This is a genomic window from Desulfobulbus oralis, assembly GCF_002952055.1.
GTDB lineage: Bacteria > Desulfobacterota > Desulfobulbia > Desulfobulbales > Desulfobulbaceae > Desulfobulbus > Desulfobulbus oralis.
In genome coordinates this window covers 401,345-425,849 of the sequence record NZ_CP021255.1, presented here as the reverse complement: position 1 = coordinate 425,849, position 24,505 = coordinate 401,345, and the positions used below count along the sequence as shown (strand labels likewise).

Genomic DNA, 24,505 nt, shown 5'->3' with positions numbered 1-24,505 from the left:
CAGGGACGCTCTTCATGGCGGCAGGCCCCCTTTGACCGGCGCCCACGGCGCTCCGAGCAACAAGGTCAAGACCGCCAAGGCCTTGGGCATCTCCCGCAGCAAGCTCTACCGCAAACTGCGGGAGCGCGGCCTGTTTTCTGGTCACGAAAAAGAGCCCCGGGAAAACGCGCAGTGACGGCGCAGGGACGCTCTTCATGGCGGCAGGCCCTCCTTTGACCGGCGCCCACGACGCTCCGAGGCAGACATGCGCAAACCGCTTCTCTGCTTTTGCCTTTCGGCCCTGCTGCTGCTGACGGGTCTGGCTCGTCAGGCCCTGGTGCGCGCCTTCACGCCGCCCGCTCCGCCTGCCGCGCCCGAACGCATTGTGTCGCTCGCCCCGAGCGTCACAGAGAGCCTCTATGCCCTGGGCCTGGGGCCAAAGGTGGCGGGCGTCACCCAGTTTTGCCGGTATCCGCCCGAGGCAGCGGCAAAGCCCCATGTGGGCGGCTTTGGCGATGTCAACCTCGAGGCGGTCGTGCGCATCCGGCCCGATCTGGCCGTGCTGCCCGTGGACAAGACCACGATCAAAGCTCTTCTGGAGCAACTGGGCATCCCGGTGCTGCTGCTGGACACGCGCTCCCTGCCGGGTCTGCTCCGGGCCATTGCCGATTTGGGCGCGGCAACCGGGCAGGAGGCCAAGGCGGAAGCGATCCTCGGCCGCTTTGACGAGGCGCTGAAGACGGCGCGGGCAAAGGCCGCAGGCAAAAGACGCCCCCGCGTGCTCTTTGCCGTCATGCACTCGTATCAGGACCTGGGTGCCATCATGGAAATCCACATCATCGGGCGTGACGGCTTCTATAATGAACTCATCGAGGCGGCGGGCGGCGAAAACGTGTACAAGGGCCAACTCGCCTTTCCCAGACTGTCTTTTCCAGTCTGGTCATGTTTATCCAGTACTGGAGCGACGCCCATGACGCCCAGCGCATCATGCGCTGGCTCATGGGTTCCCTGACCGGGGTGGAGCCTGCCCGCATAGCGGATCTGGCCTTTATCGTCATGGCCGCCCTCCTCCTCATCCGCGCCATGACGTCGGAGCTGGATCTGCTGACTGCGGGCGAGGAGCTGGCCGCGAGCCGGGGGGTGGCGGTGCGCCAAACCAAGATTGCGGCCTTTGCGGTCTCCTCCATCATGGTCGGGGCCATCGTGTCGGTGACCGGGCCCATTGGTTTCGTAGGCATGATGGCGCCGCATCTCTGCCGCCTCTGGTTTGGCTGGAGCCACCGCATCCTGTTGCCCAACGCCTTTATGCTGGGCGGCTGTTTCCTGGTTGTCTGCGACCTCGTATCGCGCAGCATCTTGGCCCCGGCGGAACTGCCCATCGGCATCATCACGGCCATGGTGGGCGGGCCCTTTTTTTTGTGGACCCTGTTCCGGAGCAACAGCAGCGGCGAGCTGCTGTAGGGGCTTGGTGGGCCACCCTCCGGGGACAGGGCGGGCGGCAACCGGTCGCCTGCGTTCCGCTTTGGCCTGTGCGTCGCAAAGACAGGCATGATGCGGCCCGGACAGCCTGTGTAAGGCGCGGGACGGGTGCCTGGCGTGGTACGCCATTTGCATGGTTGAGCCTGCGCGCCGCTGCTGCAGGACAGCATGGGATGGGGGCTTCGTTCAGGCCCGGGGAAGCCGACCTGAATCCGGTACGGAAGCGCCGCCGGAACCGGGGAAGAACTCTGCAAAACAGCCACTGCCTTTCTGTGGGCAGGCGCGGAAGGCAGACGGACCCGGAAGTCGGAAGACCGATCTCCTCAAGCCTGTGGGTGGGGCGCAGGGTTTTGCTGGCCATGCCGGCCCGCGAGGCCGTAAAAAAGCCGGGAGGGCTTCAGGCCGGCCGCAATGCAAGTGGCTGCCCTTTCCTGCAACCAGAACCAGTTGGCCGGAGCATGAGTGAAAAACGCTTTGTCATGTCGTACAGTGGCGGCAAGGACTGCGCGCTGGCCCTGTACCGTATGATTCGGCGGGGTTGCCAGCCTGCCGCCCTGCTGACCACCTACCGGGCGGCTTTGGGCTGTTCCTGGTTTCACGGGCTGAAGCCCGACATCCTTAAGCGGGTTGCGGAGGCCATGGCCATCCCGCTCAGGCTGGTCCCGGTTGGAGAGGGCGACGGGTACAGGCAGGACATGCTGGCTGCACTGCGGGATTTTCGGCGGGCAGGCGTGGAGAGCTGCGCTTTTGGCGATATTGACATCCAGGAGCATTATGACTGGTGCGACGCCCTGTGCCGGGACGCCGGCATCGAGAGTGTCTTTCCCCTGTGGCGGGAAAGCCGGAAGCGTGTGGTGTACGAATTCGTGGACAGCGGTTTCAAGGCCGCCATCACCGTGATCAGGCGCTCGCAGTTGGATGAGAGCTTTTTGGGGCGGACGCTTTCCCGCGCGCTGGCCGACGAAATCGCCCGCAGGGGCGCTGATATCTGCGGTGAAAACGGCGAGTATCACAGCTTTGTGTATGACGGCCCGCTGTTCCGCTACCCGCTTGTGCCCCGTTTGGGGCGGCCGTTCAGGCAGGGGGCGTGCAGCGTGCTGCCTGTGCGGCTGTGAGAAGGCGCTGGTTCCTGTGGCCTTCGAGTTGCGGTAATGCACGCAACCTGCAGGGCCTGGTCATAGGCCTGCCGCTGCCCGCGCAGGGCCGCCCCATCCGGCGACAGCGCCGCCAGAGCGGGGACGCGGGTCAGATCACAGAGCAACAGGCAGGGCCCTGCAAAGCCCATATCCCTCAACAAAGTATGCACACCTTTCGCTGCCGTGGACACCTTTCTGCACAAACTGTTTGGCTTTGACCGGAAGACCATGCAAGTCCGGACGGAAATACTGGCCGGGCTGACGACCTTTCTGACCATGTCCTATATTCTGGCCGTCAATCCATCTGTCATGAGCAGCACGGGCATGGACAGGGGGGCGCTGTTCACCACGACGGCTCTGGTCTCCATTATCGCCACGCTGGTCATGGCCGTGTACGCCAAAATGCCATTTGCCCTGGCCCCGGGCATGGGGCTGAATGCCGTTTTCGCCTACACCATCTGCCTGGGCATGGGCTACAGTTGGCGCTTCGCGCTGAGCGCGGTTTTTATCGAGGGCCTGCTGTTCATCATCCTGACCGTCACCAATCTGCGGGAGGCGATTGTCAACTCCCTGCCGCCCTCGCTGCGCTGCGCCATTGGCGGGGGCATCGGTCTTTATCTGGCCTTTATCGGGCTGCAAAACGGCGGGGTTATCGTGTCCCGCGAGGCGACGCTGGTCATGCTCGGCAACATCACCAGCGGGCCGGGCCTGCTTTCGCTGCTGGGCATTGTGCTGACCGGACTCCTGCTCCTCTGGAAGGTTCCGGGCGCGCTCCTGCTGGGTCTGCTGGGCACGGCCCTGGCGGGCGTTCCGCTGGGCATCACCAGATTCAGCGGCATCCTGAGCGGCCCGCCCTCCATCGCGCCCATTTTCTGCCAGATGGAAACGGAGCTGCCCCTGATATTTTCCCTCGACATGGCGGTCGTGGTCTTTACCCTGCTCTTTATCGACCTGTTCGACACCCTGGGCATGATTATGAGCCTTGCGCCGCAGGCCGGCCTGCTCCTGCCCGACGGGCGCATCAGGGGCATCAACAGGGCGCTCATGGCAGACGCCATCGGTACGACAGTGGGCGCGGTCTTCGGTTCCAGCACCGTGACTTCATACCTGGAAAGCGCCTCGGGCATTGCCGCGGGCGGACGCAGCGGCCTGACCGCCCTGACAGCGGCCGCCGGCTTCATGTTCGCGCTCTTTTTCGCGCCGCTTTTTCTGGCCATTCCCGGAGCGGCGACCTGTCCGGCCCTGGTCATCGTTGGCCTGTATGCGCTCAGATCCATAAAAGGCATCGATCTGCAAGACGACGCCGAAGCCATTCCAGCCTTTTTGTGCATGGCCTTTATTCCCCTGGCCTACAGCATCTCCGACGGCATTCAGCTTGGGCTTATCAGCTACGTTCTGCTCAACCTGCTGCGCGGCAACACTGGAAAACTGAAACCGGGGATGTACGTCCTGACACTTGTGTTCGTCCTGCGCTACATCTTTGTTCCAGGGTAGGAGAGCCTGCGGGATCACCCGGCGGCGCCCGGCCCGGCCTCACTGCCCGGTACCGAGCAGCCTGGCCAGCGCGCTTCGGGCAGCCAGTTGCTCCGCCGCCTTTTTGCTGCCCGCCTGGCCACGACCCAGCTCCTCGCCGTGGAAGGCGGCGCAGACCGTGAACACGCGGGCATGGGCCGGCCCGTCCTGAGTCAACAGGGTATAAACCGGCCCCTCGTTGTGGCGGTCCTGCAGGAATTCCTGCAAGGCGCTTTTCGGATCGCTCATGAGGAGGTTGTCCCTCTGGGTATTGAGATGCCCCTCGAACTGGCGGCGCACAAAGGCCAGGGCCGTATCGTAACCGCCGTCCAGGTACATGGCGCCCAGGAGCGCCTCATAGGCGCTGGACAGAATGGAGGATTTTTCCCGGCCCCCGCTGCTTTCCTCGCCCCGGCCCAGGAGCAGGTGCCGGTCCAGTTGGATGTCTTTTGCCATGCCGGCCAGCCAGTGCTCGTTCACCATTGCGGCCCGGATGCGGGTGAGCTTGCCCTCGCGCAATTCGGGGTAGCGGGTGATGAGCATGGAGCCAAGAGTCAGATCCAGCACCGAATCACCCAGAAATTCCAGGGTTTCGTTGTGCTGGCCCACGTAGAGATGTTCAAAGGCGAAGGAGCTGTGAATGAGTGCGCGCAAGAGGAGTTGCTGGTCGGCAAAGTGGTAGCTGATGCGCGCCTGCAGCGTGTTCAGGCTGGTTTCATGATCCTGCAGCAGGGCTGTCTGGGTACTGGGCATGGGATTTTCTTTTTGCTTGTCAAATGGAAGTCAATTGTTTATGGTTCCGGCCATGATTCTGGCGACGTAGCCAAGCGGTAAGGCGAAGGTCTGCAAAACCTTTATTCAGCGGTTCAATTCCGCTCGTCGCCTCCAGCGGATTCAGCGGTCTTCGTATTCGTACGGAGACCGCTTTTTTTGTTTCTGTCAGGGTCGGTCGCAGAGCAGGCCGGGCCCAGTTCGTATTCGGCCTCCACAAGGTGGGTGGCGCCGGCCCTGCCCAAGAGGCTGGAGTAGAGGCAGAAGCTCTGCATCGGAAAGGCTGGCACGGAAAAAAGCGCGTATGTGGACAGGTAGCCCTGCAGTTTGGGCAGGCTGGCCTCGCTCAGGCGTGCCAGGGTGATATGCGGCAGAAATTTCCGTTGTTCCAGCGGCAGACCGAGGCGCCGCACACAGGCGAGGACCCTTGCCTGCAGGTGCAGCAGGGCGGGATTGGCCTCGATGCCTGCCCACAGCACCCGCGGCGTCCCCCGGGGCGGGAAAAAGCCCAGACCCCGCAGGCCTAACGAGAAGGCCTGTGCCCTGATGTCTGCGAGCGCTTCACGGAGATCCAGAAAGGCGCTGCCTTCGGTTTCGCCCAGAAAGCAGAGCGTCAGATGCATCTGGTTTTCCGGCGTCCAGCGTGCGCCGGGCAGGCCGGTACACAGCCGGGCCAGCTCGGCACGCGGGGCCGTGGGCATGTCCAGGGCTATGAAGAGTCGTTTTTGCATGGGCGGAAAAGGCAGGGCATGTGTCGCGTCAGGGCCTCTGCCCCGGCGGCAGGGATACGGCGAGCCTGGCGCAACGAGTGGACGGATGGGCTGGCCCGGGATGTTCCTTCCTAGGGGGCAACCTGGCAAATCCCCCCGCCAGGACCTCGTCAGGATCCACAACGGTCCTGCCGATCAGGTTGACCATGGCAGCGCAGGGCCTGTTCCCACAGATGGACGGCAAGAGCATTTTTGAAAGTTTATGAATGCGGACTGAGCGCTTGCGCGCGGCCTCTACGCATCCCAGTCCATGCCGATATCGCAGGCCGGGGCCGAATGGGTCAGCCCGCCGATGGAGATGATGTCCACGCCGCTTTCCGCAATGGCCCGCACATTGTCCAGATTGACCCCGCCCGAGGCCTCGACCAGCGCCCGGCCCGCAATCATCTGCACCGCCTCCCGCATCAGCGCGGGCGCCATATTGTCCAGCATGATAAGCCCCACATTCAGGCGCAAACATTCCGCCACTTCAGCCAGGGTCGTGGTCTCCACCTCGATATTGATGGTGTGGGGCACGGTCTGCCGCACCCGCCGCACCGCCTCGCTGATGGAGCCGCAGGCGGCGATGTGGTTGTCCTTGATCAAAGCGCCGTCGCTCAGGCTGTAGCGATGGTTGCGGCCCCCGCCCGCCAGCACGGCGTATTTTTCCAGCATGCGCAGGCCGGGCGTGGTCTTGCGGGTATCAACAATGGCAGCCCTGCAGCCCTGAATTTTGTCCACAAAGGAGCGGGTGCGGGTGGCAATGCCGCTCATGCGCTGCACCAGATTGAGCGCCACCCGCTCGCCCTTCAGCATGGCGCGGGTGGGACCGCTGATCCGGAGCAGCACATCACCCTGGCGCGCCAGAGCGCCGTCGGCCACGGCGCCCGTGCATCGCACGCCGCTGTCCACGAGCGCGAACACGCGGGGGGCTATGCTGGCCATGCCGCAGGCCACCATGTCGTGACGGGCCATGAAGCTGGCGCTGGCCGTGTCGGCCTCGCCAAAGATGGCGTCAGTGGTGATGTCGCCGTGCTCCAGGTCTTCTGTAAGAAAATGCCGTAAAATCGGGTCGAGTAACAGGGTATCCATAGGAGATTGTGGAAGCCAAAACAGGCTGCGGGGGCAGGTTGTTTTTCCCAATTTGCCGCAACCGTCAAAAGAAAGGGAAGAAGCCGGCGCTGTCAGGCTCTTTTTTGTGTTGCCCCGGGCACTCAGAAAATCATCTGGGCAGGAGAGAGGCTTTGAAAAAAGTTTATTAAAAACAGCGAGATCCATATCAGGACCCCATTGTAGCACAGTTTCCGGGCAAATTCTAAGCATTTTCCCGCGCCAGGCCCCTGGCGCGTTGCGCGGTCAGACTCCGCTTCCTCTGCATGCGGGGCTTTTGTTGCCGAAGCCCGCAGCGCATGCCCATACGGCACAAACACTTTGCCGGGTATGACAGCCCGGGCGGCATCGGCCATGCAGGTTTGTCCGGCGGCGGCACCCCGCCCGGAAATGTACTGCCGGGCGGGCCGTATGGAGGCGTATTGCGGGGCCTGGAATGCGTATTGCTGCGGCTTTTTCCGCGGGGCACTGGACCCAGAATAATTTTTGCGCTTGACATTTGTTCGTGGGCGACCTAAATGAAGCGAAACGGTTTTGTTCGCCATCGAACTAGGCTCAGGCCTCATTAATTGCCAAAAAGCAGAAAAGTTGGTTAGTTGTGCTCAAGGAGGACGCCATGAGCCAACTTTTCTACCTTTCTGCCGAACAACTCGAACGTATCAAGCCCTTCTTCCCACGTTCACATGGTATTCCGCGGGTCGATGACCGGAAAGTCATCAGCGGCATCATTTATGTCATCAAGCATGGCCTGCAGTGGAAAGATGCGCCGCGCGAGTATGGCCCGTACAAGACGCTCTACAATCGTTTTTTGCGCTGGAGCCAGATGGGCATCTTCAACAACATTTTTACCGAATTGGCAAAAACAGCGGGACAGGATGGCCAGGTGATGATCGATGCGACCCACCTCAAGGCGCATCGTACCGCCGCCAGTTTGCTCAAAAAAGGGCTCTTTCCCGCTGCATCGGCCGCACAAAGGGCGGGCTGAACTCCAAACTCCATGCCCTTTGCGACGGCCACGGCAGGCCCCTGGCCATGAAGCTCACGGCAGGCCAGGTAAGCGACTACAAAGGAGCCGCCCTGCTTATGGATGCCATAGATGCTTTGCCCGAGGTCAGGGCGCTGCTGGCGGACCGTGGTTATGACGCCGACTGGTTCCGTGATGCCCTGCGTGCCAGAGGCATTACGCCCTGCATCCCGCCCAGAAGGAGCCGGAAGCGACCCTGCTCGTACGATCAAGATCTGTATAAACAGCGGCACAAGATCGAGATCATGTTTGGCAGGATCAAGGACTGGCGGAGAATAGCCATGCGTTATGACCGCTGCGCACATACCTTCTTTTCAGCTCTATGCCTCGCGGCTTCCGTCATATTCTATCTCGATTAATGAGGCCTGAGCCTAAATAGGGGCGCACATGCAAAGCCATTACAAGCCTGACGCCATTATAGCTCTTGCCTCGGCCATACGCGAACAGGCCAACACGTTTATTCTCAATGCCCTGGCCGCCGAGGCATCACAGACGTTCTGCCGGCTCACGGCGCTGTCCTGAATGCCCTGTTCAAAGAAAGCCCGCTGCAGATGAACAGGCTGGCAGAACGCATCGACAGGAAGAAGAATACTGTGACCGGGCTGATCAGCACCCTGGAAGAACGGGGCTATTGTCGCCGCGCACCAGACCCGGATGATGCGCGGGCGCAGTTGGTTTTTCGGCTCCTCAGCAGAATCTGTGGGTTCCCGTCAGGGCCGATGAGGCTGTTGGGTGGCTGAAAATATTCCCTGACGGAACCTGAAAAGAGAGCATCCCGTTTCCCTTTTTGGCATTGTGGAGATCGACGAATATTCCCAAAGCCAAGGGAGGAGAAACGGGATGCAAATCAAAACTATACTGAATCGGATCCAGGTCCACAAAGGTTTTGTGTATGGCCCTGCCAGCTTGCATGAGCTGGCAGGGCGGCTGATGCTGGAATTGGAGATCCGGCCACGCAAAGGGAGCCGGCCAGTCTGCTCCGGCTGTGGCAAAGTTTGTCCTGGCTACGATACCCAGGCCCAGCGCCGGTTTGAGTTTGTCCCCCTGTGGGGAATCGCGGTCTTCTTCCTCTATGCCATGAGACGAGTCAACTGCCCCGATTGCGGCGTCAAGATCGAGCGGGTTCCCTGGGCAAAGGGGAAAAGCCACCTGACCACCACCTATGCGTGGTTCCTCGCCGGATGGGCGAAGCGTCTTTCCTGGCTGGAGCTTGCAAGGGCCTTCCACACCTCGTGGGAGAATGTTTTCCGCTCGGTCAGGATGGCCGTGGAGTGGGGGCTGGCGCATCGCGATTTGACGAATGTCCTGGCCATCGGCGCCGACGAGATCTGCTGGCGCCGACGCAAGGATAAGTTTGTCACCCTGGTCTATCAGCTTGACCAGGGGAAAAGGCGGCTGCTCTGGATCGGCCGCGACCGTACCACCAAGACCTTCCGGGGATTTTTCGACTGGTTCGGGCCACAGAGCTGTCAACACTTGCGGTTTATTTGCAGCGATATGTGGAAGCCCTACCTGCGGGTCATTGCGGAGAAAGCTCCTGATGCGCTCAACGTTCTTGACCGTTTCCATATCATGTCCCACCTGAGCAAGGCCATTGACGAGATCAGGGCGCATGAGGCCAACGAGTTGAAAAGCCAAGGAAAAGAACCGCTCCTGGCCAAAAGCCGCTGGTGTCTGTTGAAACGGCCTGAAAACCTGACCGACACCCAGGTGGACAAACTCGGAGAACTGCTTGCCTGCAACCTCAGAACCGTCCGCGCTTACCTGCTTAAGGAAGATTTTCAGCGATTCTGGGCGTACAGTTCCCCGGCCTGGGCCGGCAAATTTCTTGATGCCTGGTGCACAAGAACCATGCGCTCCAGGCTCAACTCTATGAAGAAGGTCGCCAAAATGTTGAGGGTTCATCGCCCTCTTTTGCTCAACTGGTTTCAAGCACAAGGCGAGATCGCTCTCGGGTGTGTGGAGGGTTTGAACAACAAGGCCAAAGTGATCACAAAACAATCCTATGGTTTTCGGACGTATGATGGCTTAGAAATAGCATTGTATCACGGAATTGGTGACTTACCTGTCCCAAAAGCTACCCACAGATTCTGCTGAGGAGCCGGTTTTTCTTACTGAAAAAGGGGCAGCCATGCGCCGGATTCAGGAGGAGGTTTCCGCCGGGTTGCTGCGGAAAGTCTGGGGCAGTATGAGTGCAGCGGAGCAGGCCGCCTGTGTCCGAAGTCTGGAGGCGGTTTTACGGAATTTGCAGCAGGACTGACTCGTCCACCATGACAAGAGAGGTACTTATGAACGATGCGGTAAAAGAAATCACCGGTATTCTGGCAGAAACTCCCATGTGCTTTGTCGCCACGGTCAGCGGTAACGAACCGCGCGTGAGGGCGTTTCAGTATCAGTTCGAGCAGGACGGCAAGCTGTGGTTCTGCACGGCCAGAAGCAAAGACGTGTTCAGGCAGCTTCAGGCCAACCCTGCCGTTCAAGTATGCGCGGTCAGGCAGGATATGACCTGGCTGCGTGTAAGCGGCAAAGTCTCCCTTGAGGACAACCGCGCCGTGAAAGAGCGCATCCTGTCTGAGCGGCCGTTGATCAAAAGCCTTTACGGCACGGCCGACAACCCGGACTTCACGACGTTCTGCATTGAGCACGGCGCCTACACCATTGCCGATTTTTCCGGCAAACCGCCCCGCAGCGGCTCTTTTTAACCCAGGAAGCGGAGATCGCAAAATGAAAGATCTGAAAACGTACACGCTCAGCGACAAGGAGCTGGAGCACGGCTTTGTCCAGATTTACGATTTCGGCACAATGAAACTTCACGCCTACCAGACTGCCGATGCAATGGCGGATGAATGCTTTGTGCTGGAAACCGGAAAGAACCTTGTCGCCATCGAGTCCCCGGCCTTTGACGTCAACATCGCGGAATGGAAGCAATATATCGGTACTCTCGGCAAGCCGTTGACGGATGTTTTGATTTCCGCCCACCCAAGCGGCGGCAAGTGGTACGGCGACGCAAAAAGCCACGCCACCAGCGGCGCCATCCAGGCCATCACCAACGGCGCCACCAAGGCGCTCACCGAGCAACTGGGACAGGCGTTCGGCCCCGGCTTCAATAGGGAAATACCGCCCATAGACGCCACCCTCGAACCGGGCGCCAACACCGTGGGCGGCATAATCTTTGAAATCATCGACGCGGGAGACAGCTACGATATCGAAATAGAGGCCATCAACGCCATATATACGCACATGCTGGGAGCCGATACCCATTCCATCCTCGCGGGGCAGGATCACATGGACGCCGTGCTTGCCTCCCTGCAAAACATGCAGGCCAAAGGGTACCAGTTGATATTGTCGAGCCACCATAGGCCGGAAGTCCAGGCCGATGTGGCTGCCAAGATCGCCTATGTAAAAAAAGTACGGGAATTGGCGGCGCACAGCTCCGGCAGGGATGATTTTGTGGCGAAAGTGAAGGAAGCGTATCCCGATTACGCCGGCCTGAACTACCTGGATATGACAGCCGGATCCTTGTTTCCGTAAGCGTAACGTGGGATGCTCCCACCAAAGCCCGGCGAAAACGGCAAACTGGGCCTGCGGCCAGAGCGCGACAGGGTGCGGAAGGATGCATGCGGGGCTGCCCGCGTTCAGGCGGCCCCGGGGTCCCGAACCGGCCGCAGTGCCTCTACCCGGCACTGGAGGGCGCCATGGGCCAGAAGCAGCTCCAGGGTATCGCCGGGCTGGGTTTCGCGGGCGCTTCTGATGATGCGCTGTCCCCCAAGCCGTCTGGCGATGGCATAGCCACGGGAGAGGGTGGCCAGCGGACTCACGGCCTGCAGGACCGCTGCGGCGCGCCCCAGCCGCTGTTCCTTGTCCACAAGCGTCTTGCGGCCGGCAGCCCAGAGCCGGTTATGCGCCAGCCTCAGGCGCTGTTCCTGCCGGGCCAGGGCGAGGCGTGGATCGCAGCGCTGCAGGCGCTGGACCACCTCGCGCAGGCGGTGGTCATGCTCCGCCAGCAGGCGACCCAGACTGCGCTCCATGCGGGCTTTGAGTCGTGCCACTTCGAGTTGCAGACGCTCCACCGGATGCGGCATGGTGAAAAGCCGCTGCCGGAAGAGCCGCAGCCGCGCCTCCCAGGCATCCAGTCGCTGCGTCATCAGCCGCAGCAGGCGCGAGTGGTGCAGGGCCACGGCCTTGACCAGCGCCGCCTGTTCCGGCACCAGCAGCTCCGCGGCCGCGCTGGGCGTAGGCGCACGCAGGTCGGCCGCGAAATCGGCAATGGTAAAATCTATCTCGTGGCCCACCGCCGAAACCACGGGCACCGCAGCCTCGCGGATGGCCCGGGCCAGCGCCTCGTCGTTGAAGGCCCACAGGTCTTCCGTGGAGCCGCCACCACGGCAGAGGACGATCACATCCGTCTGTATCTGTCTGCGGATGCGCGTCAGCGCGGTGATCATGGCCGGGGCGGCCTGTTCGCCCTGCACCGGCACCGGATAGACGGCAATGTGCAGGCCGGGAAAGCGGCGGCGGGCGATGCGGATAAAATCGTGCAGGGCCGCGCCCTCGGGCGAGGTGACGAGCGTGATGTGCCGGGGCAGAAAGGGCAGGGGCCGTTTGACGGCCGCATCAAAAAGCCCCTCGGCCGCGAGCCGGGCCTTGAGGGTCTGAAAGGCCTGGGCCAGATTGCCAGCCCCCCGGAAGCTGACGGTATCGGCAATGAGCTGATAGTCGCCCCGCGGCTCATACACGGAGAGCCGGCCCGCGCACAGCACCTCCTGGCCGTTTTGCAGGTCGTGGGCCAGATAGCGGCGCTGCATCCGAAAGAGCACCACCTTCAACTGGGCCTGCTCGTCCTTCAGGGTGAAGTACAGGTGGCCCGAAGCCGGGCGGCTCAGGTTCGAGATTTCACCCGCCACGCGGACAAAGGCAAAGCGGCCTTCCACAAGGCTTTTGAGGTTCCTGGTCAGGGCGCTGACCGAGAGTACCAGGCTGTCGTCCATGCGGATTCCAGGGGATTGGGGCAGGGCGCCAAAAAAGCCCCTGCCCGGCACAGGCAGGGGCCTTTTTGCAGTTGGGCCGGGAGCCGGTTCAGAAGACCATTTCCCTGAAATGCCCGTGAAAGGGGGTCATGTCGTAGCCGCATTCGCCGCAGAGGAAGCTGAGTTCTCCTTCGGCGTCGCTGTTCTGTTCCAGGGGCGTAAAGGAGCCGTCATCGTTTTGCAGATAGGTGGTGGTGACCAGGACGCTTTCGAGCTGTTCCACAAAGCGGGTGCTGTTGCCACAGCGTGGACAGCTTATTTTTCCCAGCGGTTCTCCCACGGGCCGGCGGATCCTGCGCACCTGGGCTGTCTTGTTTTTTTCGAGCTGAGTCATGCCATTCCCTTGCACAAAGGTTGAGATCGCATTTTTGCGGCCAAAAGTGCGTCAGCACTATTATACAGTAGGCCGTATCTGAAAATCCAGCTCCTTGGGCTGGGCACTCGTTATTTCCCGGCAGCTCACCTGCCAGACCAGGGCCGTGGCCGGCCCGTGATGCAGCCAGGCCAGCAGTTCGTCCACTGCTGCCGCTTCGCCTTCGCTTTCCAGTTCCACCGAGCCGTCGGCCCGGTTGCGAACCCAGCCCCTGAGCCCCAGTCGCAGCGCCTCTTCCCGGGTGGCATAGCGGAAACATACGCCCTGCACCCGGCCTGTTACGCTGGCATGTATGCGCTTATTCGCCATGCTGGCCCTCCACCAGTTCGAGAAAGGCGGCTTCGTCCAGCACGGGGATGCCCAGCCGCCCGGCTTCCGCGAGCTTGCCGCCCGCCTTCGCTCCTGCCACCAGATCGGTAACGCGCCGGCTGATGGCAGTGGCCACCTGCGCCCCTGCGGCTTTGGCCATCTGCCTGGCCTGATCGCGGCTGAGGCTCGGGAGTGTGCCGGTAAAGAGAAAGACCCGGCCCGCCAGGGCCCTGGCCGCTGTGTTGGTGCCCGACTCCTGCCCGGCGATGCGCAGGCCCGCTGCGTGAAAGCGTTTCAGGAGCGCCAGCATGGCCGGATCATGGAAGGCGGCGTGCACCGAGGCCGCCACCTCCTCGCCGATGCCGTCCAGATCCAGCAGATCCGCGGTGCTGGCGGCCTGCAGCGCCTCCAGCGTGGGAAAGCGATCGGCCAGGAGTTCCGCCGTGCTGGCGCCCACATGTCTGATGCCCAGGGCCATGAGAAAACGGGCGAGTGGCACTGTCCTCCGCCGTTCAATGGCGGCCAGGACCTTGGCCGCGGATTTTTCGCCCCAGCCCTCGAGAGCGGCGAGGGCCTGCATGTCCAGCGTGAAGAAGCCGGGCGCGTCCGTCAGGAGCCCCTTGTTCAGCAGAAGCTCCACCTGCTTTTTGCCCAGACCCTCGAAGTCCATGCCGCTCTTGCCGGCAAAGTGGATGAGCCGCTGCAAAAGCCGGCCGCCGCATTCCGGGTTGACGCAGCGCACCGCAGCCTCGTCTGCCCTGCGTTCGAGCGCCTGCCCGCAGGCCGGGCAGAGCGTGGGGAAGGCCACCGCCTTTTCGCTGCCGTCCCGCGCCTCGGCCATGACCTTGACCACTTCGGGAATGACATCGCCTGCCCGCTGCACCAACACCCTGTCCCCCAGGCGGATGTCCTTGCGCGCCATCTCGTCCTGATTGTGCAGGGTGGCCCTGCGCACCATGGCGCCCTCGATCCTGACCGGCGTCAGCACGGCCACGGGCGTAATCACGCCGGTGCGGCCCACCTGAAATTCCACGGCCTCGACCGTCGTGGTCATCTGGCTGGGCGGAAATTTCCAGGCCACGGCCCAGCGGGGCGCGCGGGCGGTTGCGCCCAGACGTTCCTGCTGGGCGTAGGCGTTCACCTTGACGACCATGCCGTCAATGTCGTAGTCCAGGCTGGGCCTGAGATCCTGCAGTTTGCGGTAATGGGCCGCCATTGCCCCTTCCGTGTCGCAGAGGGCCACCAGCGGATTCACCGGAAAGCCGCAGCGGCCCAGGGCCTGCAGAAGCGCTTCCTGGGAATCCACCTGCAGGGCTTCCGGGTTGCCCGCGCCGTAGACATAAAAGGCCAGCGGCCTTTTGGCTGTGACCGCCGGATCGAGCTGGCGCAGGGAACCGGCAGCCGCATTCCTCGTGTTCGCAAAAAGCGGCTCCCCCGCCTGACCGCGCTGGCGGTTCAGTTCGGCAAAGCCCTTCTTGGACAAAAAAACCTCGCCCCGCACCTGGAGTTCGGGCAAGCGCTCGCCGGGCCCCTGCAATTTCAGGGGAATGCCGCGCACGGTTTTGAGCTGCGCCGTGATGTCTTCACCGGTCACGCCGTCGCCCCGGGTGGAGCCGGATACCAGCAGCCCCTGCTCGTAGACCAGCTCTACGGCCAGACCGTCCAGCTTGGGTTCCGCCATGAACCCGAGTGTGGCGGCAGGCAGGGCACGCCGCATCCGGCCGGCAAAATCGGCCAGCTCCATCTCGTTGAAGATATTGTCCAGGCTCAAAAGCGGGCTCTTGTGCACGACCTGCCGGAAAGCGGTCAGGGGAGCGCCGCCCACGCGGTGACTGGGCGAATCCGGGGTGACCAGCTCCGGAAACCCGGCTTCGAGGTCCAGAAGCTCCCGGAACAGCTGGTCGTATTCGCCGTCGCTGATCAGCGGATCGTCCAGCACATAGTAGTGGTGGGCATGCCGGTGGAGTTCGCGGCGCAACGTGGCCAGACGCTGCGCCGCCGCCTCGCGGCCGGAATCCGGGGCCCTATTTGCCATCGAGCAGCTTGCCTTCCTTGGCAATGTTTTCCCGGCTCAGTTCATCGATCATGATCATGATGTTTTCCTTGGGCTTGTTCGCCACGCGGTGGATGGTCTCGGTCACCTCGCTGGCGATCTGGGCCTTCTGTTCTCTGGTCAGGGTCCCGGCGACCCGGATGCTGACGTACGGCATACAATCCTCCTCCAGCGGGTGCCCGCTGTACAATTTTGAAGACAAAGCCCGTTTCCCTCTGTACTCTGGGCCTGTGCCCTATATACACCATATTTCACCTGCACGTCGATGCCTTCTTGTCCGGCGGGCGGATGAACGAGGAGTGAATCATGCATGTGCTTGTGACCGGCGGAGCCGGGTATATCGGCAGTCACACCTGCCTGGAACTGTTGCACTCCGGCTGCCGGGTGACGGTGGTGGACAACCTCTGCAATTCGAGCCGGGTGGCCCTGGAGCGGGTGCAGGAGCTGGCGGGCCGGAGTCTGGGCTTTGTCGAGCTGGATCTTCTGGACAAGCCCGGTCTGCGCAGGCTTTTTGCGCAGAACCCGGACATGGATGCGGTCATCCACTTCGCCGGGCTGAAGGCAGTGGGCGAGTCGGTGCGCAAGCCGCTGCTCTACTATCAGAACAACCTGATCGCCACCCTGAATCTCTGCGAGGTCATGGCGGCCTGCGGGGTCTGGCATCTGGTCTTTTCGTCCTCCGCCACGGTGTACGGCACGCCGGAGCGCCTGCCCATTCTGGAAAATTTCCCCACTTCGGCTGCCAGTCCCTATGGCCGCACCAAGCTGATGATCGAGGAGATTCTGCAGGATCTGCACGCAAGCGAGCCGCGCTGGCAGATGGTGCTGCTGCGCTATTTCAATCCGGTGGGCGCCCATGAAAGCGGCCGCATCGGGGAAGACCCCCGGGGCATTCCCAACAACCTCATGCCCTTCATCACCCAGGTGGCGGCCGGCCGGCTGAAGGAACTGGCGGTGTTCGGAGGCGACTATCCCACGCCGGACGGCACCTGTATCCGCGATTACCTGCACGTGGTGGATCTGGCCAGGGGGCATGTCTGCGCGCTGGAGCACACCGCCGGCCGGCCCGGCGTTGCCGTGTACAATCTGGGCACCGGCAGGGGGCATTCGGTGCTGGACATGGTGCAGACCTTCATGGCAGCCACGGGCATCGAGATTCCCTACCACATCGCCCCGCGCCGGCCGGGCGATGTGGCCGTCTGCTATGCCGATGCCGCTTTGGCGCGCAGGGAGCTGGGCTGGCAGAGCGAATATGGCCTTGAAGACATGTGCCGCCATGCCTGGAACTGGCAGAAAAACAACCCGGAGGGCTATCCGGCCCGCTGACGCTGACGGGGGGAAGATGACTGCAAGACTGATTCGCGGCACGGAGATTGCCGCAGAGATTCGGGAAGAGCTGGCCGCCAGGGTACGGGCGCTGAAAGCGCAGGGCATTGTGCCGGGGCTGGCCACCATTCTGGTGGGAGAGGATCCCGCCTCCCAGTCCTACGTGCGGGCCAAAAACAAAACAGCCCACGATTTGGGCATTCATTCCGAGCAGCACAATCTGCCCGCTGCAACCACCGAGGCCGGGCTTCTGGCGCTCATCGCCGCCTGCAGCGCCAATCCGGCCCTGAACGGCATCCTGGTGCAGTTGCCCCTGCCGCGCCACATCAGCGAAAGCCGGGTCCTGGCGCACATCGATCCGGCCAAGGACGTGGACGGCTTCCACCCGGTGAATGTGGGCAGGATGCTTTTGGGCGAGCCCTGCTTTCTGCCCTGCACGCCACACGGCATCGTTGCAATGCTGCAGCGCAGCGGGGTGGCAACCGCGGGCGCCGAAGTGGTGGTGGTGGGCCGTTCGAACATCGTGGGCAAGCCGGTGGCTGCACTGCTCATGCAGAAGGGCCCGGGCGGCAATGCAACCGTGACCCTGTGCCACACGGCAACCAGAGATATGGCGGCCCACACCCGGCGGGCGGATATTCTCATTGTGGCTGCCGGCCGGCCGAAGATGATTACCGCCGATATGGTCAGGGAAAACGCCGTGGTGATCGACGTGGGCGTGAACCGCATCGGTGTGCGCGAGAACGGCAGGGCCATCCTGGCAGGCGATGTGGATTTCGAGGCAGTGGTGGAAAAGGCCGGAGCCATTACGCCGGTGCCAGGCGGCGTCGGCCCCATGACCATTACCATGCTGATGGTGAACACGGTGCTGGCAGCCGAGCGGGCCCATGGTCTGGCGGAATAGAAGCCCCGGGGAGGCGGATATGGATACAGCGGACAGGGCAAGAAAGCTGTGCCCCAACTGCGGCGGCAGCGGCAATCTCAGCACCTTTCATGGCGAGAGCCGCTTCATGCTGACTCACGAGGAATGTCCCTTTTGCTGCGGTTTTGGCTATGTGCTGGAGGATGAGGAGCCGGAAGCGGGCAGGGCGGAGGACAGGGGTGAATCCTCTGCCGCCTGAACGGGACAGCGGCAGGCGGGGGCATTCGCGATTGTTCGCCGGGAGCGCGGCAGTGCAGCGTATCCGGGGCCTGTCCGCGCACAACAGCCAAAGCCAGGTGAGGCGGTCCCAGGCTCAGGGCTTTTCCAGAACAGGAGCCCGGCGCGGCGATGACTGCCCCCGAGCGCTTGCCATAAATAAAAAGAGCGGGAGAGGCTATGCGCAAACTGATGATTGCTCTGTTCATGCTCTTGCTTTTGGTTTTTACAAATGGCTGCGTATATGTCCTTGATTTGGCTACTCGTGTCGTGCCGGCAAAAGGCCCGACTGCGGAAGAAATTATGCAGGCGCAGGCTGAAAAGGAGAAATGGGCAAAGATACGGGCAGAAAAGGCAGCCCAGGGCAGGAGGGATGCCGTCTTTCCCGTGCAGTTTGAGATGATAGCCTTACGCCTTGAAAAGGAAGGCAGGTACAATATCATCCTGGCCTTTCAGCCTGGGGATACGCCCATTGCAGACTTTGAGCGTGAACTACGGGAAAATGTGACCGGAGAGATCGAAATACGACACGACAACGTGCACTACAAGACCATTCGCTTTGAAGAGTTCACCGGGTTTGCGCCTGCACCTGTGGGCACGGGCTATGGCCCCACCTATTCGGTAAACATTGAATATGGCGGTTTATTCAAATCCAGGTTTGCCTATTTTGATTTCTACCCGCGAATTCGAGCGAAAAAGCCCTATCGTTACGCCTTTTCTTTAAGACGCCAGCAACGAAGCGGGATGGCAGGATGGCACAAACTATCACATTCCAAAGAGCCGGATATACGAAACCCGATTCCTTCTGCTGAACGACCTGGCTTTCAGATTCCAGCCAGGCTTGAGTGTTTTGACATGTTTATGGAGATTGCAACAAATTATGGCTTTGCCTTGGGAATGCGTATGACAGATGAGGAAAGAGAAGTGGAATTAAAATTTAAAGAAGCGCTTCGTGTACATTATGCTGGAGATATCGACATATTACGTGATGACCATTTATTCAGACGCTATGATTTTGGATTAGATCCAACTGCTTACGAATCCGTTTGGAGCAATACATATTTTACTGGATATGGATACAAAGGATTTATAGAGAAAGAACCTGTATGGTACAGCTTTATGCCAAGCATACGGTCAGTGCAGAAAGGACGGAGCTTTGGTATTCAAATAGTTAGCGGACATATGGGTAAATGATGCAAGGCGGATGACATAGGATTCAATTTAGCTATACGCTGTGGGCGTTGTCGCTTTCTTTAGCGGGCTGATAAAAGCGCGGGAGAGGCTATGCGCAAACTGATGATTGCTCTGTTCATGCTCTTGCCTTTTGTTTTTGCAAATGGCTGTGCATATGTCCCTGGTTCTGCTGACCCTGTTGTGCCGACAAAAGGCCCGACTGCAGAGGAAAGTATGCAGGAACAGGCTGAAAAGGAGAAATGGGTAAAGATACGGGCAGAGAAGGCAGCCCAGGGCAGGAGGGATGCCGTCTTCCCCGTGCAGTTTGAGATGATAGCCTTACGCTTTGAAAAGGAAGGCAGGTACAATATCATCCTGGCCTTTCAGCCTGGAGATACGCCCATTGCAGACTTTGAGCGTGAACTACGGGAAAATGTGACCGGAGAGATCGAAATACGACACGACAACGTGCACTACAAGACCATTCGCTTTGAAGAGTTCACCGGGTTTGCGCCTGCACCTGTAGGCACGGGCTACGGGCCCACCTATTCGGTAAACATTGAATATGGCGGTTTATTCAAATCCAGGTTTGCCTATTTTGATTTCTACCCGCGGATTCGAGCGAAAAAGCCCTATCGTTATGCCTTTTCTTTAAGACGCCAGCAACGAAGCGGGATGGCAGGATGGAACAATCTACTTAATTCCAAAGAGCAAGATACACAAAAGTCAATTCTTTCTGCTGAACGACCCGGCTTCCAGATTCCATCCTGGCTTGAGCGTTTTGACATGTTTATGGAACTTGCAACAAATTATGGATTTGGCTTGGGCATACGTATGACAGATGAGGAAGAACGAACAACTTTAAAATTTGAAGAAGCGCTTCGTATACATTATGCTGGAGATATTGATATATTGCGTGATGACAAATTATTCAGACACTATGATTTTGGATTAGATCCAAATGTTTACGAATCCGTTTGGTGTAATACATTTTTTACTGGATATGGATATAAAGGATTTATAGAGAAAGAACCTGTATGGTACAGCTTTATGCCAAGCATACGGTCAGTGCAGAAAGGACGGAGTTTTGCTATTAAAATACTCAGTGGACATATGGGTAAATAATTCAGTGAGGATGATATGGCAAAGTGCAAGGTAACCAGAATGAATGCCCCATCCTTATTTGATGTTCATGGTTTTGTGCAGACCTGGCGTAAAGAGGAGAAAGAGAAAATAAATTCAGGTGGGCATGGTGATTTTGCCTGTGGCACTGTATTCAGCTTCACCCACATGGCCCTCGAGCGCCGGAAGTCCATGCCCGGAACATGCGTTCCGGGCACATGAGCGGCGCCTTGTGCTTCAAGCCTGCCCGGCAATCAGTCGCCTGACTGTCCGGTAATCGGTTTTGCCACTGCCGAGCACAGGGAGCGCTGCCACCTGCAGCACACGGCGTACACTGTACAGGGCCGAAAGTCCTGCGGCGCGCAGGGCCTGGTTGGCCTCTGCCACGCTCACCGGCAGGGCCGTGCAGAGCACGATTTCCGGCTGTCCGTCCCGCTCCACCGCTTCCACGGCCAGCAATGGGCCGGCGCCCTCGTGTGCAGCCTCGCTCAGCCTGCCGGCCTGCCAGGCAGCCACAAAATCCAGCAAGACCCGCTCCATTTGCGGGAGCGAAATCATCTCGCCGCCCACTTTGACAAAGCGGCCCAGGCGGCCGGCGAAGCTCAGGCAGCCATGCCCGTCCTCCCGCACTAGATCGCCGCTGCGGTACCAGCTTTGGCCCTCGAAGAGCACAAAGGGCGAAGCCGGCGCAGGCAGGCCCGCTGCGCTCAGATAGCCGGCAAAGACGTTCGGACCGCGTACCAGCAGCATTCCGGTCTCGCCCGGCTTCACCCGGCGCATGGCCCCTTCGGTGGTGACGATGGCGGTGCTCACGGAAGGCAGCGGCAGGCCAATGGTGCCGCACTGCGGATCTTCAGGCCGGTTCACGCTGATGACCGGCGCGCATTCGGTGACCCCGTAACCCTCGACCAGCACGCCCCCCGTCTTTTCGGCAAAGGCCGCATGGAGTCTGGCCGGGCAGGCTTCCGCTCCCACGACACCCAGCCGCAGGGACTCGAGGTCGCCTGCCTCTGCCTTTTGCAGCATGGCGTCCAGAAAGCTGGGCGGCGCCACGGTGATGCTGGGCCGCCAGCGCCGGCAGATGCGGTCCAGCCGGGCGGCTTCGGTCGGGTTCGGGTGCAGCACTACAGGCAGGCCGAAGCAGAGCGGCAGCACCATGTTGACTGTGAGCCCCAGCGAGTGAAAGGGCGGCAGCATGGCCAGCATCCGATCGTGACTGGTGATGACGAGGACCTGCGCAATGTCCCGGCAGTTGGCCAGAATGTTTTCGTGGGAAAGCGGCACGCCCTTCGGCGCGGATTCGGAACCGGAGGTGAAGAGAATGGCTGCGCTTTCCGGCATCCGGGACGGCAGCACCAGAGATTCGATCCCCAGAAGCGCCAGGCGGCTGCGGACAAAGGCCGAGACCTTGAGCGGGAGACTCAGGCCTTTGGCCGCGTCTTCGAGACAGAGCAGGCGGGCGCCCAGGTCGCTCATTTCGTCAAAGCCCTGGTCTGCCAGCCTGTCCAGCAGCCGGCGGGCGCTGAGGATTGTCTGCAGACCGGCCAGCCGCACGCAGTGGCGCAGGTTGGCCGGGCCGGTCGTCCAGTTGAGCATGACCGGCGTCTTGCCGGCCAGGAGCACGGCCAGCCACACAAGCGTGGCAGCAGTCGAGGCGGGCAGGAGCAGCCCCACGCGCTCCTCCCGGGCGCACTCACGGCGGAGCAAAAGCGCCATGGCCGTGGCCTTCAGCCAGAAACCGCGCCAGCTCATGGCACTGTCGGCATCCGCGAGCACGAGTCCTGCCGGATTGCGGCGTGCCTGTCGCAAGATGGCCTGCGGCAGGTTGCCGGCCTCTGGCACATCGAGCCGCCGGGCCGTGCCCCGGGCCGTGGCAAACCAGGCGGGGGGCGCCTCCGGCGCGGGCTCGTCACCGGAGAGTTGCCCGGTCGCGGCACGCACGCAGTCTGCCACCGTAACCAGCAGGTCCAGCCGGGTCACGCTGTGGCCCGCCAGCTCCTCCAGTTGCATGGCGAGCTCGGTCAGGCTCAGGCTGTCTATACCCAGATCCGCGGCAAGCCGGGTTTCCGGCGACAGCGGCGGGGCTCCGTCCACGCATGCGGCAACGAGCCTGTACACCTGCTGCCGCACAGCCTCCGGCGCCTCGGCCGCCGCCGCGGGAGCGCCTGCCGGCCTTTGGGGCAGCGGCTGGGCCCGACTCCCCTGCCAGAAGTAGTACGGAATCCTGACGCCAATTTCCGGTTCCGCCTCGTACCAGCTTTCCAGCGCCTGGTTCAGGGCTTTTGCATTGTCCTGGGGCAGCGTTTCCCGAGCCACTTCGGTAAAGCTGATCTGCACCGGACGGCGGGGCATGAAGAACAGGCCGTTCGCCAAGAGCCGCAGGGCGCCTTTGGCCAGGCCCTTCAGGGTATCCGGCCGGCCGGTGGCATAGCTGAAGGACGAACCCCAGAGGCCCCGCGTGCGCACCAGCACCACCCGGCACTCGGGCGCGGCCCGCAAAAGCCGCAGCACGCCGCTGTTGCCGCCCAGATGCTCGTGGCCGTCATGGGTGAGCGCGCCGGCCGGGTAAAAAAGCAGGTTGTCGCCATTTTTCAGGGCATCGGCGCAGCGTTGCAGGGCCGTTTCCACCGCATGCAGCACGGCCCGGCGGGACGCGCCGCCCTGCAGGTCCCTGCTGCGCAGATCCGGCTTGGTGACCGGCCGTACCAGCCGCATCAGGCTGCGGATGAAGGGCCGGTTGACCTGCTCCTCGTCGGAAAGCGGCCGGGGCTGAAAGCGCGCCAGCCGGCTGTAGACCAGCATGGGATCGGAGAGCGCCGCATGATTGGGCAGGAAGAGCAGCGCGCGGCCGTCGGCCCTGATTTGCTCCAGGCCGGTGACTGTCACCCGGTAGCGAAGCGAGAGCAGGAAGCGCATGAGGGCGAGCAGGAGGCTCAGCAGGCGGCTGTGCCGTGGCGCTTGCCCTGTCGCCCTGCCGGTGGGCAGGAGACGGATACGAAGGCGGAAGCCCAGGGCCACGGCCAAGGTGGCCAGACCCAGCATCACATGGGCCAGGGAGGCCGGGGCAAAGTCGAGAACGTAGAAAAGCGGCCCGGCCAGCAGAATGGCGCCGAAGGTCAGGCAGTTGTTGGTCCCCAGCACCCGGCCCTTTTCTCCGGCCTCCGGCCGCACCTGAATGAAGCTCGACACCGGAATGATGTAGAAGCCGCCACAGAGGCCGGCCACGGCGTAGACCAGGAGCAGGCAGCAGAACAGCGCAGGAGAGGGGAGGGGGAGGCGGGCCAGCACACCCGCGGCCAGCAGGCTCAGGCCGATGCCCGCGGTGGCGGGCGCGAGCCAGCGCTGCCAGCTCTCCGGCGTGCCCCTGGCGGCCACCAGCGAGCCGGCGCAGATACCCACCATGAGCGCGGTGGGCAACAGACTCGTGAGCGTCTTGCTGAAGCCCAGTTCAGCCACGCCAAGGCTGTTGATTTCCAGCAGCGTGAGCGAGGAAATGCCGTAAAAAAAGGCGTCTGCCGCAAGACAGAAGACCAGGGGCCGGTCGGCTCGCATCCGGTGGAAATCTTTCAGGGAATCCCAGGCGCCCAGCCAGGGAAAAGGGGGCTGCGCCTGATGGGCCACAGACCAGCGCGGGATGAAGATCGTGCTGATGAGGCCGAGCAGCGCGGCCAGCACCACGCCGCCCGCCACGAGCCAGCGGCCAAAGGGGATGGCCGTGGGCAGCCATTGGCGCTCCAGCGCCCAGCCGGCCAGCATCACGCCCAGGAGGATGGACACTGTGGTGCAGAGTTTGAAAAAACCGTTGACCCGTGGGACCAGCGCGCGGGGAAACAGCTCCGGGATGGAGCCGTTCAGGGCCGGGCTGAACAGGGTGGAGCTGCCGCCCATGCAGAAGAGCATGAGCATGATGGCGGCCCAGTTCAGGTGCAGAATGCCCCAGGCGCCGGCCAGCATGGCGGTGAGTTCAAGGCATTTGGCCGCAATGACGAGGTTCTTTTTGGGGAAACGGTCGGCCAGCCAGCCGCCCCAGGCCGAAAAGAGGACAAAAGGCAGGGCGAAGAGCAGGGTGCCCCAGGCCTGATACTGGCTCTGCTGCATGGCCACGGCCAGCAGCAGCGCGCTTTGCTTGAAAAAGTTGTCGTTAAAGGCGCCCAGCATATAGCTTGCGCCCAGAGCCGCCGCTCGCCCCAGAAATCCCTGAGCCATCCTGATACCCTCCGGGAG

Annotated in this window: 25 protein-coding genes, 1 tRNA gene and 1 riboswitch; of the genes, 17 read left to right on the top strand and 9 right to left on the bottom strand. The window is 61.7% G+C overall.

From position 1 onward, the window contains the following. The first annotated feature begins 31 nt into the window (after positions 1-31). The 5 genes from CAY53_RS01735 to CAY53_RS01715 all read left to right on the top strand — a co-directional run bounded on the left by CAY53_RS01735 (position 32) and on the right by CAY53_RS01715 (position 4,088). Positions 32-175 (top strand): helix-turn-helix domain-containing protein, encoded by a 144-nt coding sequence (locus CAY53_RS01735; protein WP_104935680.1) that lies wholly within the window; start codon positions 32-34, stop codon positions 173-175. Positions 176-244: 69 nt separating this feature from the next. Further along, positions 245-991: an ABC transporter substrate-binding protein gene (locus tag CAY53_RS01730; protein WP_104935679.1), complete on the top strand. Its 747-nt coding sequence runs from the start codon at positions 245-247 to the stop codon at positions 989-991. After that, on the top strand, positions 922-1,440 hold the full coding sequence (locus tag CAY53_RS01725; RefSeq protein ID WP_104935678.1) for a FecCD family ABC transporter permease: 519 nt from the start codon (positions 922-924) through the stop codon (positions 1,438-1,440). The genes CAY53_RS01730 and CAY53_RS01725 overlap by 70 nt, the downstream gene beginning before the upstream one ends. 172 nt (positions 1,441-1,612) lie before the next feature. Continuing rightward, positions 1,613-1,795: riboswitch (cobalamin riboswitch) on the top strand. A gap of 121 nt (positions 1,796-1,916) precedes the next feature. Next, on the top strand, positions 1,917-2,573 hold the full coding sequence (locus CAY53_RS01720; RefSeq protein WP_104937391.1) for a Dph6-related ATP pyrophosphatase: 657 nt from the start codon (positions 1,917-1,919) through the stop codon (positions 2,571-2,573). Positions 2,574-2,822: 249 nt separating this feature from the next. Next, positions 2,823-4,088, top strand: a complete 1,266-nt coding sequence (locus tag CAY53_RS01715; RefSeq protein WP_181040359.1) for an NCS2 family permease — start codon at positions 2,823-2,825, stop codon at positions 4,086-4,088. 39 nt (positions 4,089-4,127) lie between these two features. Here CAY53_RS01715 and rnc read toward each other — a convergent pair whose 3' ends face one another. Further along, a complete protein-coding gene (gene rnc, locus CAY53_RS01710) occupies positions 4,128-4,859 on the bottom strand; it encodes a ribonuclease III (protein ID WP_104935676.1) in 732 nt (243 codons plus the stop codon). Positions 4,860-4,919: 60 nt separating this feature from the next. Here rnc and CAY53_RS01705 point away from each other — a divergent pair. Beyond that, positions 4,920-4,994: transfer RNA gene (locus CAY53_RS01705), tRNA-Cys, on the top strand. Here the strand turns inward: CAY53_RS01705 and thpR are convergent. Further along, positions 4,973-5,608: an RNA 2',3'-cyclic phosphodiesterase gene (thpR, locus tag CAY53_RS01700; protein WP_104935675.1), complete on the bottom strand. Its 636-nt coding sequence runs from the start codon at positions 5,606-5,608 to the stop codon at positions 4,973-4,975. The genes CAY53_RS01705 and thpR overlap by 22 nt on opposite strands. 273 nt (positions 5,609-5,881) lie before the next feature. Beyond that, positions 5,882-6,718 carry a carboxylating nicotinate-nucleotide diphosphorylase gene (gene nadC / locus CAY53_RS01695; RefSeq protein WP_104935674.1) on the bottom strand — a complete coding sequence of 279 codons (837 nt, stop codon included), beginning with the start codon at positions 6,716-6,718 and terminating at the stop codon, positions 5,882-5,884. Positions 6,719-7,352: 634 nt separating this feature from the next. Here nadC and CAY53_RS01685 point away from each other — a divergent pair. The 6 genes from CAY53_RS01685 to CAY53_RS01665 all read left to right on the top strand — a co-directional run bounded on the left by CAY53_RS01685 (position 7,353) and on the right by CAY53_RS01665 (position 11,291). Continuing rightward, positions 7,353-8,119, top strand: a protein-coding gene (locus tag CAY53_RS01685) for an IS5 family transposase (protein ID WP_245874835.1) whose coding sequence is annotated in 2 segments (ribosomal slippage) — positions 7,353-7,686 and positions 7,686-8,119 — 768 coding nt in all. Because the reading frame shifts where the segments join, the coding sequence is not laid out codon by codon here. Between the two features lie 28 nt (positions 8,120-8,147). Continuing rightward, positions 8,148-8,282, top strand: coding sequence for a hypothetical protein (locus CAY53_RS13670; RefSeq protein WP_281261038.1), 135 nt, complete (start codon positions 8,148-8,150; stop codon positions 8,280-8,282). 29 nt (positions 8,283-8,311) lie between these two features. Then, complete coding sequence (locus tag CAY53_RS13840) at positions 8,312-8,500, top strand: MarR family transcriptional regulator (protein WP_342752455.1); 189 nt, start codon at positions 8,312-8,314, stop codon at positions 8,498-8,500. Positions 8,501-8,600: 100 nt separating this feature from the next. Next, the gene (locus CAY53_RS01675) at positions 8,601-9,857 is read left to right on the top strand and encodes an ISL3 family transposase (protein WP_104935672.1); all 1,257 of its coding nucleotides are present in this window, start codon (positions 8,601-8,603) and stop codon (positions 9,855-9,857) included. A gap of 191 nt (positions 9,858-10,048) precedes the next feature. Continuing rightward, entirely contained in the window at positions 10,049-10,462 is a 414-nt protein-coding gene (locus CAY53_RS01670; RefSeq protein WP_104935671.1) for a pyridoxamine 5'-phosphate oxidase family protein, read from the top strand. A 22-nt stretch (positions 10,463-10,484) separates the two neighbouring features. After that, complete coding sequence (locus CAY53_RS01665; protein WP_104935670.1) at positions 10,485-11,291, top strand: hypothetical protein; 807 nt, start codon at positions 10,485-10,487, stop codon at positions 11,289-11,291. Positions 11,292-11,395: 104 nt separating this feature from the next. Here the strand turns inward: CAY53_RS01665 and xseA are convergent, their stop codons facing one another. The 5 genes from xseA to CAY53_RS01640 all read right to left on the bottom strand — a co-directional run bounded on the left by xseA (position 11,396) and on the right by CAY53_RS01640 (position 15,679). Further along, positions 11,396-12,748 carry an exodeoxyribonuclease VII large subunit gene (xseA, locus tag CAY53_RS01660; RefSeq protein ID WP_104937390.1) on the bottom strand — a complete coding sequence of 451 codons (1,353 nt, stop codon included), beginning with the start codon at positions 12,746-12,748 and terminating at the stop codon, positions 11,396-11,398. 88 nt (positions 12,749-12,836) lie between these two features. Next, entirely contained in the window at positions 12,837-13,121 is a 285-nt protein-coding gene (locus CAY53_RS01655; protein ID WP_245874834.1) for a hypothetical protein, read from the bottom strand. 60 nt (positions 13,122-13,181) lie between these two features. Then, on the bottom strand, positions 13,182-13,469 hold the full coding sequence (locus tag CAY53_RS01650) for an acylphosphatase (protein WP_104935669.1): 288 nt from the start codon (positions 13,467-13,469) through the stop codon (positions 13,182-13,184). Beyond that, positions 13,459-15,504 (bottom strand): NAD-dependent DNA ligase LigA, encoded by a 2,046-nt coding sequence (gene ligA, locus CAY53_RS01645; RefSeq protein WP_104935668.1) that lies wholly within the window; start codon positions 15,502-15,504, stop codon positions 13,459-13,461. Before ligA ends, CAY53_RS01650 begins: the two co-directional genes overlap by 11 nt. Continuing rightward, entirely contained in the window at positions 15,494-15,679 is a 186-nt protein-coding gene (locus CAY53_RS01640) for a tautomerase family protein (protein ID WP_104935667.1), read from the bottom strand. Before CAY53_RS01640 ends, ligA begins: the two co-directional genes overlap by 11 nt. 149 nt (positions 15,680-15,828) lie before the next feature. Here CAY53_RS01640 and galE point away from each other — a divergent pair, with 149 nt between their 5' ends. The 5 genes from galE (at position 15,829) to CAY53_RS01615 (ending at position 20,284) form a co-directional block, all read left to right on the top strand. Next, entirely contained in the window at positions 15,829-16,848 is a 1,020-nt protein-coding gene (gene galE / locus CAY53_RS01635) for a UDP-glucose 4-epimerase GalE (RefSeq protein ID WP_104935666.1), read from the top strand. Between the two features lie 16 nt (positions 16,849-16,864). After that, complete coding sequence (locus CAY53_RS01630) at positions 16,865-17,752, top strand: bifunctional 5,10-methylenetetrahydrofolate dehydrogenase/5,10-methenyltetrahydrofolate cyclohydrolase (protein WP_104935665.1); 888 nt, start codon at positions 16,865-16,867, stop codon at positions 17,750-17,752. A gap of 19 nt (positions 17,753-17,771) precedes the next feature. Continuing rightward, positions 17,772-17,969 (top strand): hypothetical protein, encoded by a 198-nt coding sequence (locus CAY53_RS01625; RefSeq protein ID WP_104935664.1) that lies wholly within the window; start codon positions 17,772-17,774, stop codon positions 17,967-17,969. 197 nt (positions 17,970-18,166) lie between these two features. Beyond that, entirely contained in the window at positions 18,167-19,180 is a 1,014-nt protein-coding gene (locus CAY53_RS01620; protein ID WP_104935663.1) for a hypothetical protein, read from the top strand. A gap of 90 nt (positions 19,181-19,270) precedes the next feature. Then, positions 19,271-20,284, top strand: coding sequence for a hypothetical protein (locus CAY53_RS01615; protein WP_146106364.1), 1,014 nt, complete (start codon positions 19,271-19,273; stop codon positions 20,282-20,284). A 234-nt stretch (positions 20,285-20,518) separates the two neighbouring features. On the opposite strand, the gene CAY53_RS01610 is transcribed toward CAY53_RS01615, so the two are convergent. Then, complete coding sequence (locus CAY53_RS01610; RefSeq protein WP_104935661.1) at positions 20,519-24,487, bottom strand: MFS transporter; 3,969 nt, start codon at positions 24,485-24,487, stop codon at positions 20,519-20,521. Between the last annotated feature and the right edge of the window lie 18 nt (positions 24,488-24,505).

What these genes read in the sequence shown, in the direction of transcription:
- CAY53_RS01730 (WP_104935679.1), top strand. Translation starts at nt 245, where the DNA reads ATGCGCAAACCGCTTCTCTGCTTTTGCCTTTCGGCCCTGCTGCTGCTG.
- CAY53_RS01725 (WP_104935678.1), top strand. Translation starts at nt 922, where the DNA reads ATGTTTATCCAGTACTGGAGCGACGCCCATGACGCCCAGCGCATCATG.
- CAY53_RS01720 (WP_104937391.1), top strand. Translation starts at nt 1,917, where the DNA reads ATGAGTGAAAAACGCTTTGTCATGTCGTACAGTGGCGGCAAGGACTGC.
- CAY53_RS01715 (WP_181040359.1), top strand. Translation starts at nt 2,823, where the DNA reads ATGCAAGTCCGGACGGAAATACTGGCCGGGCTGACGACCTTTCTGACC.
- rnc (WP_104935676.1), bottom strand. Translation starts at nt 4,859, where the DNA reads ATGCCCAGTACCCAGACAGCCCTGCTGCAGGATCATGAAACCAGCCTG.
- thpR (WP_104935675.1), bottom strand. Translation starts at nt 5,608, where the DNA reads ATGCAAAAACGACTCTTCATAGCCCTGGACATGCCCACGGCCCCGCGT.
- nadC (WP_104935674.1), bottom strand. Translation starts at nt 6,718, where the DNA reads ATGGATACCCTGTTACTCGACCCGATTTTACGGCATTTTCTTACAGAA.
- CAY53_RS13670 (WP_281261038.1), top strand. Translation starts at nt 8,148, where the DNA reads ATGCAAAGCCATTACAAGCCTGACGCCATTATAGCTCTTGCCTCGGCC.
- CAY53_RS13840 (WP_342752455.1), top strand. Translation starts at nt 8,312, where the DNA reads ATGAACAGGCTGGCAGAACGCATCGACAGGAAGAAGAATACTGTGACC.
- CAY53_RS01675 (WP_104935672.1), top strand. Translation starts at nt 8,601, where the DNA reads ATGCAAATCAAAACTATACTGAATCGGATCCAGGTCCACAAAGGTTTT.
- CAY53_RS01670 (WP_104935671.1), top strand. Translation starts at nt 10,049, where the DNA reads ATGAACGATGCGGTAAAAGAAATCACCGGTATTCTGGCAGAAACTCCC.
- CAY53_RS01665 (WP_104935670.1), top strand. Translation starts at nt 10,485, where the DNA reads ATGAAAGATCTGAAAACGTACACGCTCAGCGACAAGGAGCTGGAGCAC.
- xseA (WP_104937390.1), bottom strand. Translation starts at nt 12,748, where the DNA reads ATGGACGACAGCCTGGTACTCTCGGTCAGCGCCCTGACCAGGAACCTC.
- CAY53_RS01655 (WP_245874834.1), bottom strand. Translation starts at nt 13,121, where the DNA reads ATGACTCAGCTCGAAAAAAACAAGACAGCCCAGGTGCGCAGGATCCGC.
- CAY53_RS01650 (WP_104935669.1), bottom strand. Translation starts at nt 13,469, where the DNA reads ATGGCGAATAAGCGCATACATGCCAGCGTAACAGGCCGGGTGCAGGGC.
- ligA (WP_104935668.1), bottom strand. Translation starts at nt 15,504, where the DNA reads ATGGCAAATAGGGCCCCGGATTCCGGCCGCGAGGCGGCGGCGCAGCGT.
- CAY53_RS01640 (WP_104935667.1), bottom strand. Translation starts at nt 15,679, where the DNA reads ATGCCGTACGTCAGCATCCGGGTCGCCGGGACCCTGACCAGAGAACAG.
- galE (WP_104935666.1), top strand. Translation starts at nt 15,829, where the DNA reads ATGCATGTGCTTGTGACCGGCGGAGCCGGGTATATCGGCAGTCACACC.
- CAY53_RS01630 (WP_104935665.1), top strand. Translation starts at nt 16,865, where the DNA reads ATGACTGCAAGACTGATTCGCGGCACGGAGATTGCCGCAGAGATTCGG.
- CAY53_RS01625 (WP_104935664.1), top strand. Translation starts at nt 17,772, where the DNA reads ATGGATACAGCGGACAGGGCAAGAAAGCTGTGCCCCAACTGCGGCGGC.
- CAY53_RS01620 (WP_104935663.1), top strand. Translation starts at nt 18,167, where the DNA reads ATGCGCAAACTGATGATTGCTCTGTTCATGCTCTTGCTTTTGGTTTTT.
- CAY53_RS01615 (WP_146106364.1), top strand. Translation starts at nt 19,271, where the DNA reads ATGCGCAAACTGATGATTGCTCTGTTCATGCTCTTGCCTTTTGTTTTT.
- CAY53_RS01610 (WP_104935661.1), bottom strand. Translation starts at nt 24,487, where the DNA reads ATGGCTCAGGGATTTCTGGGGCGAGCGGCGGCTCTGGGCGCAAGCTAT.